The following is a 14730-nucleotide window of genomic DNA, read 5'->3' as shown; positions in this document are numbered from 1 at the left end:
TCAAATGCGCCCTCTCACCTGTTCACGCATCTTGTCTGCGAACCGAATGGCTGCGGCGACCGCGGCGTATTGATCGGGGTGCACTTCGTCACCTATAGCCGTTATCGCATGCAGTGTCCGTGCGGTCGGCGGATCGCTATGGATCGGCACACCATTTTCTTGGGCAATTTCGCGAATCCGCAACGCGATTTCGTCAACGCCTTTGGCGACACAAACAGGGGCAGTGCCGCTGCCGCGGCTCCATTTCAACACCACTGCATAGTGCGTCGGGTTCACGATTACGACGTCCGCTTGCGGAACGTCTGCCATCATTTGCTGCGTCGCGATGGCCTGTGCCCGCGCGCGGCGCTCCTGTTTCAGATGTGGATCGCCTTCTGAGTTCTTGGTTTCGTCCATGATCTCTTTGCGCGACATGCGATTTTTGCGGATATGTTCCTGATGCTGCCAGATGGCATCGATGCCTCCCAAAGCAGTCGAAATCAGGACGACAATAAAAAGGAAGGCGATGCACATCTCGGCCAGCAAGGCAGCAACCAACCCAGGCGATGCGTGCATGACCCCGACCATTTCCGGAAGCCGCGCAACAAGAAATAGAGCGAGGCAGGCAGAATAAAGCAGGAGCTTTGCAAAGCTTTTGCCAAACTCAAAGAATCCACTGCGCCCGAACTTCTGCTTCGCATTCTGAAGCAAGGAGATCCGAGAGAGTTTGGGCTGCAACTTGGATGGGGCAACAACAAATGCCCGCTGTGCAAGTACGGCCGCCAATACCGCCAAGGCCGGAACCGCGAACAACGGCGCAATCGAGGTGGAGGTTGTCCATAGAATGCCGCCCATCACAGCGGATGAGCCACCTTGGAACAAGACATCTGCCAGGTCTGCGGGTTGATCCAGCAAGACTTGCAAGGCGCTTCCAAACGACGCGACCATCTGCGTGCCAATGGCAACAAAAGTCAGTGTCAGCCCGGCATAGGCAGCGGCTGTATGCAGATCGACTGACTTGGCCACTTCGCCTTTTTTTCGCGCCTCCAACAGCTTTTGTGGCGTTGGATCAAAAGATTTGTCTGTGTCTTCGTCCTGGTTGCTCATTGCGCATGCTCGAACGGTGCGGCCATGAACTGATCAAGCGCCGATAGCCATACGGAGAGCATGACTGGTGCGGCCAAAAACAGAAGGAACAACCCGCCCAAGGTGATGACCGGCGCGCCAACAAACGCGACCATCAGCTGCGGCATTGCCTTGTTGATGACGCCCAGGGCCAGATTGTACAGCACGGACATCAAAACAAACGGGGCCGCCAACAAGAAAGCCAGTTCGAACGCGTGGGCGACCTGTGCAAGTCCCCAATCCGCAACGTCCGCGCCGGCAGAAAACAGTCCCATCGGCAGCAGCACGTAAGAGTGTATGAGGAGATGCGCGGCTTTGATATGCAGCCCGGCCATGACGGCCAAAGCAACTGCGCCGACCGTCAGAACATACCCCATTGCGGGCAGCGGCTCGATGGCTGCTCCGCCGAGGATCTGTGAAAGGGACGTTGATTGCGCCGCGATGGCCCCGGCCGTTTGCAAAGCCAGGATGAACAATCGAATGCCCAAGCCGATGAGGACACCAGCGACAACTTCCGTGATGGCAAAAACGGCCAACATGTCGACCGAGAAGGCCGGCACGCCGTCGGAGATCGCCGGTGTGACGATCAACGTGAAAGCCACTGCGAGAACAAGTTTGATCCGCATCGGTACGGACTGTTCGCCAAAGCCAGGGAGCAGCGCAACTGTAGCAGCGACACGCAAGAAGACGACAAACCCCAGCCAGAGTTCCTCCTGGAGCATTGCAAGGAAACTGGCCATCGCAGTCATGCCGCGACAACACCCACCAGGGACGGTCGTGCGTCCACCCCGATCTCTTCAAACGACAACACGGGATTGTTGATCCCCTTTGCGCGCATCAGTGTCTTCAGGAACCTTCGCCGTCGTGTATTTGTGACAACAGCTGGAAAGATGCCCTGATCGCCCGCATCCTGCAGCTTTTCCGTAACATTGTCTGCGAGCCTGTTGAACAAGTCCGGCGGCAGAGCGATATCCAACCCTCGGTCCGCATCGACCTGATAGCTTGCGAATGTATCCTCCCATTCGGGTGCGAGCTGGATCAATGGCAGCGTGCCATCTTCACGGCGAATGCCCGATATGATCTGAAAGCCCAGACGCTGGCGTACATGCTCGCAAATCGCTTCGGGTTGCGCGTTCAAGCCGCGCGCTTCGGCTACAGCTTCAAGTATGAGCGGCAAGTTTCGGATGGAGACCTGTTCGTCCAGAAGAAGGCGCAAAACAGCGTGCAGAATGTCCATCGGAACTTTGTCTGGAATCAGCGCATCCAGCATCTTCCCGTTTGCTTCCGCGCGCACGGGATCAGACACGGTTTTCATCTCTTCCAACAAACGCCGCAGCGATTTGAGCGTCAGCAGCCTGCTGAAGTTGCGTTTTACGACCTCGAGCAAATGGGTCGCAAGAATTTCGGTGGGGGTGACCAGGGTCACACCCGCCATAGCCGCAATTTCTTGATCTTCGGTCGCGATCCAACGCGCGGGCGCACCATAGACGGGCTCTGTGGTGTCTTCGCCATCCGGCAGATTGTCACTTGTGTCCGGGGCCAATGCCAGAATTTCGTGGGGTTTGATGGTGCCGCGCGCTTGTTCCACACCCTGAATGCGCAGCACGTACCCGCTGGTTGGCAGTCCTGGATTATCGGTCAATCGAATCTCAGGCAGAATGACGCCAAACACCGTCGCAACGTGCACACGCATGTTTGCGATCCTCGCGTCCAACCCCGTCCCTGGATCCAACACCATGTTCACCAGATCCGGCGCAAACTCGACATGGATATCGTCCAGCTCAAGAACATCCCCAAGCGATTTTTCGGGCGCGACCTCTTGCACTGAATCCAGATCTATTTCGACACTTTCTGCCGCGTTTGATTTTCGCTTGATCAGGAACGCGGCAACGGCAAGGGCAAGGGCGCCACCCAAAAAAGGGACAACCGGCAAACCAGGAAACAAGCCCAGCATCGCCATGAGTACTGCAACCGTCGCAAGGGCGGCCGGGTGACGGCCCAGTTGACCAAACACTGCCAGATCTGTCGCACCCTTGGCGCCACCGCGCGCCAGCAACAACGCAGACGCAATCGAGATGACAACAGCCGGGATTTGCGACACAAGCCCGTCGCCAACGGTGAGAATGGCATAGGTTTCGAACGCACTTCCAAGAGCCATGCCATGCACGGCAACGCCCATAACCAAGCCTGCAACAAGGTTTAGAAGCGTGATCAACAGCCCCGCAACTGCATCGCCTTTCACGAATTTCGATGCGCCGTCCAGCGACCCAAAGAATGTCGTTTCCGCTTGTTCAAGTTCACGCCGTGCCTTGGCTTCCTTGTGGTCAATGGCACCGGCGGACATGTCGCTGTCAATTGCCAATTGCTTGCCTGGCATGCCGTCCAAGGCAAATCGCGCTCCGACTTCAGCCATCCGAGTCGCACCCTTTGTGATGACCATGAAGTTCACGATCAGCAAAACGCAAAAGACGACCAAACCTAGAAATACGCTGCCGCCCATGATGAACTGGGCGAAGCCTTCGATCACATCACCAGCGGCATGCGTTCCTGTATGACCCTGACCGATAATCAGCTTGGTGGATGACACATTCAGGGACAAGCGGAGCATCAAAGACGCGAGGAGAATTGTCGGGAACGAAGAAAAGTCCAGGGGCCTTTCAATGAAAAGCGTGATCGTAAAGATCAGAATGGCAAGTGCGAATGATGCCGCGAGCCCAATGTCCAAGACCCATGCTGGCATCGGTAGAATCATCATCACGATGATGGCCATCAGCGCAACCGCGAGCATGACTGTTGGGCTGAATATCGCAGATGGGGAAAACTTCATCGCGCCATGACCCATGCAGGTGCGGCTGTATTGGAAGCAAAGACACCCGGCGCTTCGGCAACTTGATCAATGTGAAGGGTTTTCTCATGATCGCGAACCCATTTCCTGCTCAAGTTCAGGTGATAGGCATTTGTGAGCATCCAAGTGGAACGTGAACTAAGATTTTGCAACGTGGCAGGCGGGGGAATTGATTTCATCAATTTGCGGTTCACGATCATGCCTCATCACTTTCTGTGATAAGCGCAGCTTAGGCAGGATCCGGTTTAGATTTGGTAACCAAGTTTCGCTGGATGTGATCAGCCTTCCGGAAGTTGTGATACGGCATCCATGGTCAATAATTGCCGTATAACGTCTCTCGCATTTGCGCTTTCATCGAGTGCGTCCTCTGTCCGCCCCAGCATTCCGTTCAGATCGCCGGAGTTATCCAATGCCGATGTGGCTACGGTAACGGCTGGCCCAAGCACTGGTTCGGTCGGCTCGATCAACACCAGCCAATCGTCGGACAGCCAGGCAGATTGTAGCTGATCCGGGCCCGCATTCATTTCCGAGAACAGGGTGTATGCCATGCCATATTCGCCAGCATGCGCATTGGCTTGTGCTCGCAACCGCTCAGCTACCTCACCTTCGAGGTTGCCAAGAAATGCAAGCGCCTCTCTTGGGCGCGACAAGCCCATTGAAATACGCGCGCGCAAAAGACGATGCTGCGGCGTAAGGGTTTCGCCGCTCGCGGTCATCAAATGCTCTGCCTCGCTAAGGAACCCTAGCTCTATCAACCGCTCGGTCAAAAGGGACCTGGCTTGAGGCGATAGGTCCTGTGGGTGCGACGTGATCGCAGCAAATGCATGTTCCAGAAACGTTGCATCGTCCGCGGTTTTGGACAGCAATTCAATCAGCGGAGATTCAAGCCTGTCGGCGAGACCGGCATTCCCGCTCGGGCGCATGCGATCAAGTGCGGCAAAAGCCGCATCAAACTGCTCTGACTTGGCAAGTGCAAGAACATGCGTGCGCCTCAGCTCCTGTCCGAGGGGATCATCGCGAAACTCCAAAGCATAGGCCTCGACAAGGGTTGCGACATCATCATCAATCGCAACCTCCGCGTCCAAATGCGTGTCAACATATCGTATCAACGCCTGTGCCGATTGCTGGTCGTTCGATTCCACGATGCCCTTCAAACGGTCTTGCGCGACTGCGACGTCACCTTGCGCCAACTCGATGTCGGCCTTTGCCATTGCACCGGCAGACTGAAGTGGTTCGGATGTCCGCTCCAAGCCGCGCAACGCGGCCGCCGCCGCATCTTGGTCGCCATAGGCCAATAACTTCTTGCTCAGTGCCGGTGCAACGAAACGCCGAAGGTGCAAGGGCAGGCTGCTCAGGCTGCGAATGGCCGCATCACTGTTGATTGTATCCGATGGTTGCAGGTCTTGCTTGGCCAGGATCGCCCAGAGCGCGACATCTGAATCGCAATCCAAGAAGCTCTCAATGTAGTTGTCTGGTTTTGCCGAGCCGAACTCCATGACATCTGCTATGGACGCAAGCGGTGCGGTTGATTGGGTCGGTTGATCGATCATCGCGAGTATTTGCCGTGCTTCTGCTCCAAAGCCGAAGTGTAGATAGAGCCGCGCCAGGTCTGTTGCCACTTCGGGATTCAGTACATCAAACTCTGAGTACAAGTCGCGCCGGAGGTTCGAAACAGACTTTGCAAAGCCGGCATCATCGCCCCAGTCTTGTACGCGCACCAAAGCAGGGTCGATACACCGAACCCCAAGTGTTGTGGACGCCTGGATCTGGTCTATGCCGTCGCTTGGTACATCATTGCTGGATGTGATCCGAAGATTGCCACCTATCGGACCGATTCCCACTTCGTCGTCGAGCAACTGTACCGACGAGTCGAAGATTTGAGTGTTAATCTGCGGCCTTGCTTCGGCTCCGGGCAAATCAATGCCCTGGTTGTTTGGGCGCAAGACACCAGTGGTTGCAGCAAAACTGATCCTTTCGGCCAGTTTTTCTTGCGCTTGGCGCAGACTTTCCAAATCGGCCGTCCGAGATGTGCTCGCGATGTCTGCTGACGGTGTCGCGGTAGAAGGTTCGCGGCTATTTTCTGCGAAATCAATTGTTGGCGTCTGTGCCTCAGTGTTCAATGTTGGTGGCTTTTCAGCAGGATCAAATGCCAATCGGGTCGTTCCCACGAACTCCAATCCAAATGATATCTCGGAGGCGGTTGAAACCTCTGCGAGGCCCTCGGTTTGACTGATGTCGACGACGATCATGCTTGCGCCTGAACGAAAAACCTCTGCGGCACATTTGCAATTGAATGCGATGTTGAGCGTACCAGCTTCGCTGGAGACGGCCCGCACATAGGTTTGGTCGATGCGCTCAAAAACACTGGCGATGTCGAAACCGCCCGCGTGATCCGCAATACTGATTGTCGCTTGGTCGGTATCTTGTTGCACAGACCACTCTGTCTCGCGTGGGACGTCCAGAACCAATCGCGCGAACCCGTCATGTGCGCCCGATCGAACCGTAATCTCTGCAGCATTTGATACAACAGCAGAGGCAAACCAGAGAAAGATGGCCGGAAGAAAGCGTTTCATGCGGCGTTCTGTTTGACGGATTTCAAGGCTTCTTCGAGGTCGGAAAAAGACGGTCGGCAATGCGAGGGTGTATTCTGGCGCCCGACTTCGATGCAAATGTTGGTGGCGTGGTTGTGCAGGTTCGCGACCAGGACTTCGCGGATCAGTTGATAGAAGTGGCTGTCCTCTTCAACCACCGCTTTCACCTTGGCTGCAAACGGACCAACCAGTCCATAAGCCAGAAAAACGCCAAGAAACGTCCCGACAAGAGCGCCGCCGATCAGTTTGCCGAGGATTTCCGGCGGTTGATCAATAGAGGCCATGGTTTTGATCACGCCCAGAACGGCCGCGACGATACCAAGGGCGGGCAGGCCATCGGCGACCGTTTGTAGAGCGTGACTGGAATGAAGGGCATGATGCATGTTGGCATCCATGCGCTTTTCCAAAACCTCTTCGACCTGATGCGGGTCGTCATAGTTCATGGAGGCAGACCGCATTGTGTCGCATATCAACGCAGTTGCTTCCCCGTCCGCGACAATCTTCGGATATCTCGAGAAAATCGACGAATTCTCCGGATCTTCAATATGTTCTTCGATTGCGACGGGGTTTTGTCGGGCAAGACGTATCAGCTCGAACAACAGGCACAGCAATTCCTTGTAATCTTCGTGCGCCCATTTTGGGCCCTTGAACACCTTGCCAAGATCCTTGATCGTGTGTTTGATTTCGGACATGGAATTGCTGATCAGGAAGGCACCCACAGCGGCCCCGATGATCATCGTCATTTCGAACGGCAGGGACTTCAAGATGATACCCATCTTGCCACCTGCTGCCAGATAGCCGCCAAATACCATTACAAAGATGGTCACAATGCCGATGATTCCAATCACGTCACAATTCCCTCTTTCCGTTCGGCAGCAAAATTGCAGACAGCCGTTAACAAAGCCTCTCGGTGGCGTCAGTTTTTAGGTGCGCGCGCGTTCCGGCCGGCCAAGATTGCACTGATCGAATATGCCGCCTGGGGATCAAGACCCGCCAAAATCTTTGCCGCTGCCTCGGGTTGCATGCGCCCGAGGAAACCGGCAGCAAATGCAGGTTCCATCGCTTCAAACAAAGCCGACGCATCTTTGGGCTTCATGTTTTCATAGACAGTTGTCAGCTTTGCCAGATCATCTTCGGCCGCTGTTTGCGCAATAGTAAGTGTCTGTCGCAGCCGCGCTTCAGTCGCCTCAAGCGCTGCTAACCTTCTTTCGATCTCTGCCTGAGCCACATCAAGCGCCTTACTTCGCGCTGCCAATGCACCTTCGCGTTCCGCAACGCGGGCCTCGCGGGCCCGCAGGGCGTCCAGCAACGGTTTGATGTCAGTGTCGACTTCTTTTTGGGGCATGGGGTCGGTTGATCGCGCGCCAAGCGGAAGCGAAAAACCGTCGGATAGGTCGATGTCCGCCATGGCAGAGTTTGCACCCACACCAATTCGCAGTACGGCGGAGCCCGCCAACAACATCACCAGAAGTGCAACCGATCCGCGGTGGGCAAATGTGCGTTTCCCATTGCGCTTCATTGGCCACCTCCAACACGTCTTCGGGTGAAAATCGGTTCGGTTGGTTCTTGTGGTTCCGGGGGCGGTGGTGCGACAGGGTCCGGAAGCGATGCAGCGGGCACGTCATGCAGCGCCGCCATTTGCAGCTCCAGCCGCCGCGCCATCTCTGCGGCGCGTTGCGTCGTGTCACTTAGCGTTTCGGCAGACTCTGCCGCCGTTCGCTGTGCCGCTTCCAACGTCTTGGTCAAGTCGTCAACCTGTGCAGACAGCACGGCAACAGCTCCGCCCACTCCTTTTTCAAGGTTGTTGAACCGGTTCAAACGACGCCCCAGTACGAAACAGTAGAATCCGGCGCCCAACGCTCCGGCGGCCAGAAAGATATCGGCAATCAAGTCCATGCATACACCATCAGCTTAGTACGAATTCCATGATCAGAAGGTCATTCACGCGTCCGGGACCCGTCACGATTTGCACGCGTCTCAGCATCTGGGCACGCAACCGTGTCAGCGCCGCCGGACTTTCAATATCCTTGGTTTCCAAAGCACGCAGATATCCGTTCAGAACATCCACCACCCGCGGGAGAATGGATTCGACATCGGATGCATACTGCGAAGGCACTTCGAGCTGCGCGCGAAACCGGAGGTGTCGGCCTTGAGAACTGGGTGACAAAGAGATCACCATCGGCTCGACCGGAACGAACGAAACGTCCGGCAGACTGTCCGGTGCCGCATTCCTGTCCGCCTGTTTTGCTGCCGATTCGGGTGCCAGGATCATTCCGGAGAAAGTTGCAAAGAACCCACCGCCGGCCCCAAGCAAAAGGGCAACAAGGCCCAGTATCACAGGCAACTTAGAGGGTTTCTTGACCTCTTCTGGGGTATCCACAACTGCGTCTGTCATCCGAGTCCCGCTCAAAATTGTCGAAGCAAGATTTCTCACAGATCAACTAACCGATTGTTAAGGCTGTTCAGTCATTGCTGTTTCAACGCCGGGCAGAACGCGCGGTATGACGGAGGCGATTGTGCAGCAATTACTGAATGTCTGGATGGGACTGGATATCAAACGCCAGATCACTGTCGTGGCGGCAACTGTCGCCATGTTCCTGGCGGTCCTGGCGATGTCGCGAATCGCGACAGCGCCGACGATGACACTGCTTTATGCAGGTTTGGAAAACGGGGCTGCGGGGGATGTCGTTCGATCGCTTGAGCAGCGGGGCGTCCCATTCGAGGTTCGCGGTGGGTCGATTTTTGTCGATGCGCAAGAGCGGGATCAGTTGCGCCTTACCCTTGCGAGCGAAGGCTTGCCGGCCAACAGCAGCCGCGGCTACGAGCTTTTGGACAATCTGTCTGGCTTTGGCACTACATCGCAGATGTTCGATGCCGCTTATTGGCGTGCGAAAGAGGGGGAACTGGCGCGAACGATCGTGTCCAGTCCGCATGTTGCCATGGCGCGCGTTCACATCGCATCGACCGGGTCAAACCCCTTTCAGCGGAGCGTTACGCCAACTGCTTCCGTCTCGATCACGCCAAATGGTGGCGACCTTTCTGCGCAACAGGCCAAGGCGATCAGGTTCCTCGTTGCGTCCGCCGTGGCCGGGCTTGCGGCGGATGATGTCGCAGTAATTGACGCAAACGGTGCATTGGTCGGCACAGGAGATGACGCCGCGCAAACCGCTGGTGCTGATGACAAGGCACAGATGCTCAGGGAGCGTGTCGAACGCTTGCTCGAAGCCCGCGTGGGTCCCGGGAATGCGTTTGTTGAGGTTAGCGTCGACACCGTCACTGAAACAGAAGAAATTCGCGAACGTCGTTTTGATCCACAGCAAAGGGTCGTGGTCAGCACGGACACCGAAGAGCGCAGCAGCACGTCCAGCGAAGCTGGCAATGGGGATGTCACCGTCGCCTCCAACCTACCGGACGGCGAAGGCGCGGGCGGAGACAGTGCATCGTCTCAGAATTCCGAGACACGAGAGCGGATCAATTACGAAGTGTCGGAAACAGAGCGTGCGATTGTCAAAGCAGCTGGTGCCATCCGCCGTATAACCGTCGCCGTGCTGGTAAACGAGACGGTCGTGCCAGAAGATGCAGACGCGGACAGCATCCAACGGTCGCCGGAAGAATTGGATGCCCTGAAGGAGTTGGTGGCGTCTGCTGTCGGTTTCGACGAGGCGCGTGGCGACGTTATCACAATCAAAGCGATGGAATTGCAAAGTGTTGTGCCTCAAGGGACGATCGCGGAAACATCGATATTGGATCAAGTCCACATCGACGTGATGTCTGCCATTCAGATGGCAATCCTCGCAGTGGTTACTCTCGTCCTCGGGCTTTTTGTCGTGCGTCCCGTGTTGTCGCGCGCGCCGTCACAGATCGAAGGCTTGCAGGCCTTGCCTCCAGCCTCCGACGAAACGGCACCCGCGTTGGTCGCGTCCGCCTCCGATGTTGGCGCTGACTTTCCAGACATTGACATGAGTTCCGCGCAAGACATGCTGCCCGACTTGCCCGCGATGGGGACGGGTTCACCCGGCGCAAGTATTGAACAACTGCCTGCGGACCCCGTTGATCGTCTACGCTCCATGATAGGTGAGCGGCAGGAAGAAACCGTTGAAATCCTGCGCAGCTGGCTGGAAGAGGAGCGTGCGTGATGTCAGCGGCGCATCTATTCCAGGATTTCGGAGAGCCAAAGCCGAAGCAGGCTGCCCTTCAGCATCTGGGCGCGGAAGAAATCGAAGACCAGAAACTGGAAGCCTTTGAAAAAGGGTACCAGGCGGGATGGGACGATGCGGTGGCCGCACAAACGGAAACCCGTTCATTTGTTTCAAGCGGTCTTGCTGCCAGTCTTCAGAACGCGTCATTCGAATATCATGAGTTGCGCGCAACTTTGAACGCTTCGGTCGAAGCGATCCTTCGCAACGTCACTGACATCATTCTGCCGCAGATCGCGAAGGCCAGTCTTGGTGCACATGTGCGCGACACCGTTCAGAGCATGGTGCGCGACAGCCTGGATTCCGCGATCGAGATTGTTGTGGCACCTGAAAGCGAATCGTCTGTGCGCGCGGCTCTGAATGATGATCCTCCCAAACCGTTCATACTGGTGACTGACGAACTGTTGGCACCCACCCAAGTGACGTTGCGGGTGGAACGGACAGAAGCCGAGCTGCACCTGGACCGAACCGTTGCAGACATTTCGGCCGCAGTCGCATCCTTTTTTGAAAATCACACTGATGAGGTTAAAGATGGCTGAAACTCCCTCGACCAAAGCTCTGGCCTCGGACGCGCATAATCCCTTCACGGCTGTGCCGATCGAAATTACGGTGTCTGTCGGGCGCGCCCGTCCACTGGTACGCGACCTGGTGATGCTGGGCTCGAATGCCGTCCTCACGCTGGACAAACGTGTCGATGATCCCGTGGACCTGTATGTGGGTGACAAGTTGATCGCCCGCGGGACTTTGGAAGAAGCCGAAGGTGCAGATGAAGGTCAACTGGTTGTCCGGTTGACCGAGATCCTCGACCTTGGCGCAGGTCTTTGATCGCGTGAGGGTTTCGGGCCTGTGGCTGTGTGTACTTGTGCTCTTGCCCAGCATGGCGAGCGCTCAGGACATTGCGATCTCGCTTGGAGACGACAGTTCGTTGAGCGCGCGCACGCTGCAGTTGCTTGCGCTGATCACTGTTTTGAGCCTTGCGCCCGGTCTGGCCATCATGGTCACATGCTTTCCGTTTCTGGTGACGGTACTGTCGATCCTGCGCCAGGCAATCGGCTTGCAACAATCACCTCCGAACATGCTGATCGTCAGCCTGGCGTTGTTTCTCACCTACTTCATCATGGAACCCGTCTTTACCGAAGCGTGGACAAGCGGGTTGCGCCCGCTGCTGGACGAGCAGATAGACCCCGAAGCCGCGTTTGTTCGCACGCTCGAGCCGTTCCGTGTCTTCATGGCAGGCCGATTGGACGCGGATACATTTGCCGCGATGGCCGATCTGCGGCCTGATACGCAAGGTATCGTGCTGGAACCGGATGCGCCCTTGTCGGTATTGATCCCGAGTTTCCTTTTGTCCGAAATTTCGCGTGCGTTTCAGATCGGATTCCTGATCTTTCTGCCGTTCCTGATCATCGATCTTGTGGCTGCGGCCGTGTTGATGAGTATGGGGATGATGATGGTGCCGCCGGCCATCGTGTCGTTGCCATTCAAGCTGGCATTCTTTGTTATCGCTGACGGATGGAGCTTGATCGCCGGGAGCCTGGTGCGCAGCTACTTCTAGCCGCAAGCAGTCATGGCGGACGGCGCATACGAGCATCCCAGATTTGTTACGCCTGCGCTTTGGAAAAGTTAAAGCCGTGCTGCACGAAAGCGTTCCATATCGCATACCTTGGACGTTCGCGTTGGTGCACTGCCCCCTTTCGGTCTGTCCTCACACAGCAAGATCTCGTTGCGGACAGACGTGGTGGGCAAGGCGTTCCTTCTAAGTCCAGTCAATTTGCTCACGCCGTTTCAACATCACTTGAGTTGAGCAGAAGCTGGGGAGTGTCCGCATGGCGCGCACCCATGATTGCGCAGCTTCGCCGTACCCGGTGCGACCACCTTGCGCAGAGACTTAGCGGACAACAAACTCGGCATGCAGCGCACCCGCAGCTTTGATGCTTTTCAGGATATCGATCATGTCTCGCGGAGCAACACCAAGAGCATTCAATCCGGCAATGACCTCGGACAAGGATGCCCCTTCGGGAATTTCGGCCAGTCCTGGACCTTCTTCATCCTGCAAATCCACCGTTGTCCGAGGCACAACTACGGTCTGGCCGTTGGCAAATGGGTTGGGTTGGACGGCCAGAGGTTGCTCTTGAATACGAAGCGTCAGATTGCCTTGTGATACCGCAACGCGCGAAATTCGGACGTCGTCGCCCATGACGATCGTGCCCGATCGCTGGTCGACGACAACGCGAGCCTTGCGTTCCGGTTGCACGGCGATGTTTTCAATTCGGCCAAGCGCGTGCGCCACGGATCTGGCGCGGGTCTGGGGGATGCTCAAGGAAACCGTGCCAGAATCCAGCATCGTTGCGACCGAGCGTCCGAACACGGCATTGATTGCATCCTCGATCCGCGCCGCGGTGGTAAAATCCGGATCGCGCAGCGCCAACCGCATATCGGTCAGACTGCTGAGTTCAAAGTCGATCTCTCGCTCGATGCGGGCTCCGGATGGAATCACGCCTGACGTAGGGACGCCCTGGGTGACACGCGCACCATCACCTTCGGCAACGGCGCCGCCGGCAAGAATGGTGCCCTGTGCTACGGCATAGATTTCACCGTCTGCCGCGTTCATCGGCGTCATCACCAGCGTGCCGCCGAGCAGGCTCTTGGCGTCGCCGATCGCCGAGACCGTAATATCGATCTGGCTTCCGCTGCGCGCAAAGGGTGGGAGTGTGGCAGTGACGATCACGGCGGCCACATTCTTGGGCCGAAACTGTTCGCCCGTGACGTTCACCCCCAGCCGCTCGAGGATGTTCGTCATGATGTCTTCGGTAAAGGGCGCGTTGCGCAGACCGTCACCGGTTCCATCCAGTCCGACAACCAGTCCGTATCCAACAAGGTCATTGCCACGGACGCCATCAAAGTCGACAAGGTCCTTGATCCGCACGGGGTTTGCTATGGCTGCCGTTGCCCCAAGCGTGACGACCAGCCAGATGAGTGCGCGGATCATCTGACGAAGTTGACCAGCGACAGATCGGACATGCGTGCGGTGATCGTGTAAAGGGATTGAAGCTGGAATTGGACTGCCTCCAATTGGGTTGCGGTGTCATAGGGGTCGGCCTGCAGCAATGCGCCCTTGGCAAACTGCAGGGATGTGTCGCGGGCTGCGTTGCGGGTTGCGATGGTGTCAATGCGCGCCTCGGCTGAGCCGAGGTTGCTCCGGGCGGCGGTCAAGTCGGCCTTGGCTTCGAACAGTCCTTCGCCCGCTTGCTGAAGTAGGCTCTGTTGGGCTGGGCCGGAGAGGGCCAGACTGTCATCTGCAGCGATTGCGGCCAACGCAGTGTTCTTCATCAGGGTTCGGAACACAGTATCGTCCGCCTTCAGGCTGACCGATACCTGTTCGTCCTCCGCCAACTGGAATGCGGCAAGTGCGCTATCGGATCCGGTGTATGCCGAGGCACGAAACCCCGCGGGATCATCGAACCAGGCATCGACGGCGGCGCTGATGTCGTCGACCGTGGTATTGCCCGCAATTGCGGCGCGCAGGTCGGCCAGGATGGTGTCCGCGCCATTCAAGGCGGGCCGGTCGGTCGCGGCGCCCGCAAACAAAGATCGCCCACCGCTGGATGTGTTGAGCGATGTGACAATGCTGCTCAACTCGTTCTTTGCATCCACGGACATTTGGTCCAGCACCGGACCAACAGCACTGGATGATGCTGTGATCAGCGCAGTGCTGAGCGTCGCGACACCCGTGTCAATTCTGTCCAGCGCGCTTTGCGCGGCCGAGGCAAATTGCGCGGCTTCTGACGTGGCGACCTTGTAACCCGACAGTGTCCGCAAATCGCCTTCGATGTCGGACAGGTAGCTGACGTTGCCGGCAAGCACCGATTTGACGTCGCTGATCCGGCCGCTCGCCAACTCTTCATTCAGGCGCGTCATTTCCGTTTTCAATGCTGCGCCACGGCGTTGAAGAAGAAAGTTCTGAGCCAGATCACCCAGTCCATAGCTGTACATG

Annotated in this window: 16 protein-coding genes; 5 read left to right on the top strand and 11 right to left on the bottom strand. The window is 56.9% G+C overall.

Annotation, left to right across the window (positions count from 1 at the left end; translation table 11 throughout):
• Genes Q0844_RS17500 through flhA form a run of 3 tightly spaced genes read right to left on the bottom strand, consistent with a single transcriptional unit; the run spans nt 1 to nt 3844 of the window.
• Nucleotides 1-1086: a flagellar type III secretion system protein FlhB gene (locus tag Q0844_RS17500; protein WP_299047538.1), complete on the bottom strand. Its 1086-nt coding sequence runs from the start codon at nt 1084-1086 to the stop codon at nt 1-3.
• Nucleotides 1083-1853: a flagellar biosynthetic protein FliR gene (locus Q0844_RS17495; protein ID WP_299047535.1), complete on the bottom strand. Its 771-nt coding sequence runs from the start codon at nt 1851-1853 to the stop codon at nt 1083-1085. The genes Q0844_RS17500 and Q0844_RS17495 overlap by 4 nt, the downstream gene beginning before the upstream one ends.
• A complete protein-coding gene (gene flhA / locus Q0844_RS17490; RefSeq protein WP_299047974.1) occupies nt 1850-3844 on the bottom strand; it encodes a flagellar biosynthesis protein FlhA in 1995 nt (664 codons plus the stop codon). The genes Q0844_RS17495 and flhA overlap by 4 nt, the downstream gene beginning before the upstream one ends.
• Between flhA and Q0844_RS17485 the strand changes: the two genes are divergently transcribed.
• Complete coding sequence (locus Q0844_RS17485; RefSeq protein ID WP_299047978.1) at nt 3765-3941, top strand: hypothetical protein; 177 nt, start codon at nt 3765-3767, stop codon at nt 3939-3941. The genes flhA and Q0844_RS17485 overlap by 80 nt on opposite strands.
• Here Q0844_RS17485 and Q0844_RS17480 read toward each other — a convergent pair.
• The 6 genes from Q0844_RS17480 to Q0844_RS17455 all read right to left on the bottom strand — a co-directional run bounded on the left by Q0844_RS17480 (nt 3928) and on the right by Q0844_RS17455 (nt 8935).
• Nucleotides 3928-4149, bottom strand: coding sequence for a hypothetical protein (locus Q0844_RS17480; protein WP_299047532.1), 222 nt, complete (start codon nt 4147-4149; stop codon nt 3928-3930). The genes Q0844_RS17485 and Q0844_RS17480 overlap by 14 nt on opposite strands.
• A gap of 78 nt (nt 4150-4227) precedes the next feature.
• Complete coding sequence (locus tag Q0844_RS17475) at nt 4228-6522, bottom strand: hypothetical protein (protein ID WP_299047530.1); 2295 nt, start codon at nt 6520-6522, stop codon at nt 4228-4230.
• A complete protein-coding gene (gene motA / locus Q0844_RS17470; RefSeq protein ID WP_299047528.1) occupies nt 6519-7388 on the bottom strand; it encodes a flagellar motor stator protein MotA in 870 nt (289 codons plus the stop codon). The genes Q0844_RS17475 and motA overlap by 4 nt, the downstream gene beginning before the upstream one ends.
• A gap of 68 nt (nt 7389-7456) precedes the next feature.
• Nucleotides 7457-7948 carry a hypothetical protein gene (locus tag Q0844_RS17465; protein ID WP_299047526.1) on the bottom strand — a complete coding sequence of 164 codons (492 nt, stop codon included), beginning with the start codon at nt 7946-7948 and terminating at the stop codon, nt 7457-7459.
• Between the two features lie 107 nt (nt 7949-8055).
• Nucleotides 8056-8436 carry a hypothetical protein gene (locus Q0844_RS17460; RefSeq protein WP_299047524.1) on the bottom strand — a complete coding sequence of 127 codons (381 nt, stop codon included), beginning with the start codon at nt 8434-8436 and terminating at the stop codon, nt 8056-8058.
• Nucleotides 8437-8446: 10 nt separating this feature from the next.
• Entirely contained in the window at nt 8447-8935 is a 489-nt protein-coding gene (locus Q0844_RS17455; RefSeq protein ID WP_299047521.1) for a flagellar basal body-associated FliL family protein, read from the bottom strand.
• Nucleotides 8936-9056: 121 nt separating this feature from the next.
• Here Q0844_RS17455 and fliF point away from each other — a divergent pair, with 121 nt between their 5' ends.
• From fliF to fliP, 4 genes are read left to right on the top strand one after another with little or no spacing between them, the layout of a single operon-like run.
• Complete coding sequence (gene fliF, locus Q0844_RS17450) at nt 9057-10676, top strand: flagellar basal-body MS-ring/collar protein FliF (RefSeq protein WP_299047972.1); 1620 nt, start codon at nt 9057-9059, stop codon at nt 10674-10676.
• Nucleotides 10676-11275 carry a hypothetical protein gene (locus Q0844_RS17445; protein WP_299047520.1) on the top strand — a complete coding sequence of 200 codons (600 nt, stop codon included), beginning with the start codon at nt 10676-10678 and terminating at the stop codon, nt 11273-11275. The genes fliF and Q0844_RS17445 overlap by 1 nt, the downstream gene beginning before the upstream one ends.
• Nucleotides 11268-11561 carry a FliM/FliN family flagellar motor C-terminal domain-containing protein gene (locus tag Q0844_RS17440; RefSeq protein ID WP_299047519.1) on the top strand — a complete coding sequence of 98 codons (294 nt, stop codon included), beginning with the start codon at nt 11268-11270 and terminating at the stop codon, nt 11559-11561. Before Q0844_RS17445 ends, Q0844_RS17440 begins: the two co-directional genes overlap by 8 nt.
• A gap of 52 nt (nt 11562-11613) precedes the next feature.
• Nucleotides 11614-12291 carry a flagellar type III secretion system pore protein FliP gene (gene fliP / locus Q0844_RS17435; RefSeq protein ID WP_299047517.1) on the top strand — a complete coding sequence of 226 codons (678 nt, stop codon included), beginning with the start codon at nt 11614-11616 and terminating at the stop codon, nt 12289-12291.
• A gap of 333 nt (nt 12292-12624) precedes the next feature.
• Here the strand turns inward: fliP and Q0844_RS17430 are convergent, their stop codons facing one another.
• A complete protein-coding gene (locus Q0844_RS17430; RefSeq protein ID WP_299047515.1) occupies nt 12625-13725 on the bottom strand; it encodes a flagellar basal body P-ring protein FlgI in 1101 nt (366 codons plus the stop codon).
• Complete coding sequence (locus tag Q0844_RS17425; protein ID WP_299047513.1) at nt 13722-14729, bottom strand: flagellin; 1008 nt, start codon at nt 14727-14729, stop codon at nt 13722-13724. Before Q0844_RS17425 ends, Q0844_RS17430 begins: the two co-directional genes overlap by 4 nt.
• Nucleotide 14730 lies beyond the last annotated feature (1 nt).

This window comes from uncultured Tateyamaria sp. (assembly GCF_947503465.1).
Taxonomy (GTDB): domain Bacteria; phylum Pseudomonadota; class Alphaproteobacteria; order Rhodobacterales; family Rhodobacteraceae; genus Tateyamaria.
The sequence above is the reverse complement of the archived record's forward strand: the minus strand, read 5'-3'. Positions and strand labels throughout refer to the sequence as shown.

Coding starts and splice junctions, on each gene's coding strand:
- flhA (WP_299047974.1), bottom strand. CDS start 3,844: ATGCCAGCATGGGTCTTGGACATTGGGCTCGCGGCATCATTCGCACTT.
- Q0844_RS17485 (WP_299047978.1), top strand. CDS start 3,765: ATGAAAAGCGTGATCGTAAAGATCAGAATGGCAAGTGCGAATGATGCC.
- fliP (WP_299047517.1), top strand. CDS start 11,614: ATGGCGAGCGCTCAGGACATTGCGATCTCGCTTGGAGACGACAGTTCG.
- Q0844_RS17430 (WP_299047515.1), bottom strand. CDS start 13,725: ATGATCCGCGCACTCATCTGGCTGGTCGTCACGCTTGGGGCAACGGCA.
- Q0844_RS17495 (WP_299047535.1), bottom strand. CDS start 1,853: ATGACTGCGATGGCCAGTTTCCTTGCAATGCTCCAGGAGGAACTCTGG.
- Q0844_RS17500 (WP_299047538.1), bottom strand. CDS start 1,086: ATGAGCAACCAGGACGAAGACACAGACAAATCTTTTGATCCAACGCCA.
- Q0844_RS17480 (WP_299047532.1), bottom strand. CDS start 4,149: ATGATCGTGAACCGCAAATTGATGAAATCAATTCCCCCGCCTGCCACG.
- Q0844_RS17440 (WP_299047519.1), top strand. CDS start 11,268: ATGGCTGAAACTCCCTCGACCAAAGCTCTGGCCTCGGACGCGCATAAT.
- Q0844_RS17465 (WP_299047526.1), bottom strand. CDS start 7,948: ATGGCGGACATCGACCTATCCGACGGTTTTTCGCTTCCGCTTGGCGCG.
- Q0844_RS17455 (WP_299047521.1), bottom strand. CDS start 8,935: ATGACAGACGCAGTTGTGGATACCCCAGAAGAGGTCAAGAAACCCTCT.
- Q0844_RS17475 (WP_299047530.1), bottom strand. CDS start 6,522: ATGAAACGCTTTCTTCCGGCCATCTTTCTCTGGTTTGCCTCTGCTGTT.
- Q0844_RS17460 (WP_299047524.1), bottom strand. CDS start 8,436: ATGGACTTGATTGCCGATATCTTTCTGGCCGCCGGAGCGTTGGGCGCC.
- Q0844_RS17425 (WP_299047513.1), bottom strand. CDS start 14,729: ATGTACAGCTATGGACTGGGTGATCTGGCTCAGAACTTTCTTCTTCAA.
- Q0844_RS17445 (WP_299047520.1), top strand. CDS start 10,676: ATGTCAGCGGCGCATCTATTCCAGGATTTCGGAGAGCCAAAGCCGAAG.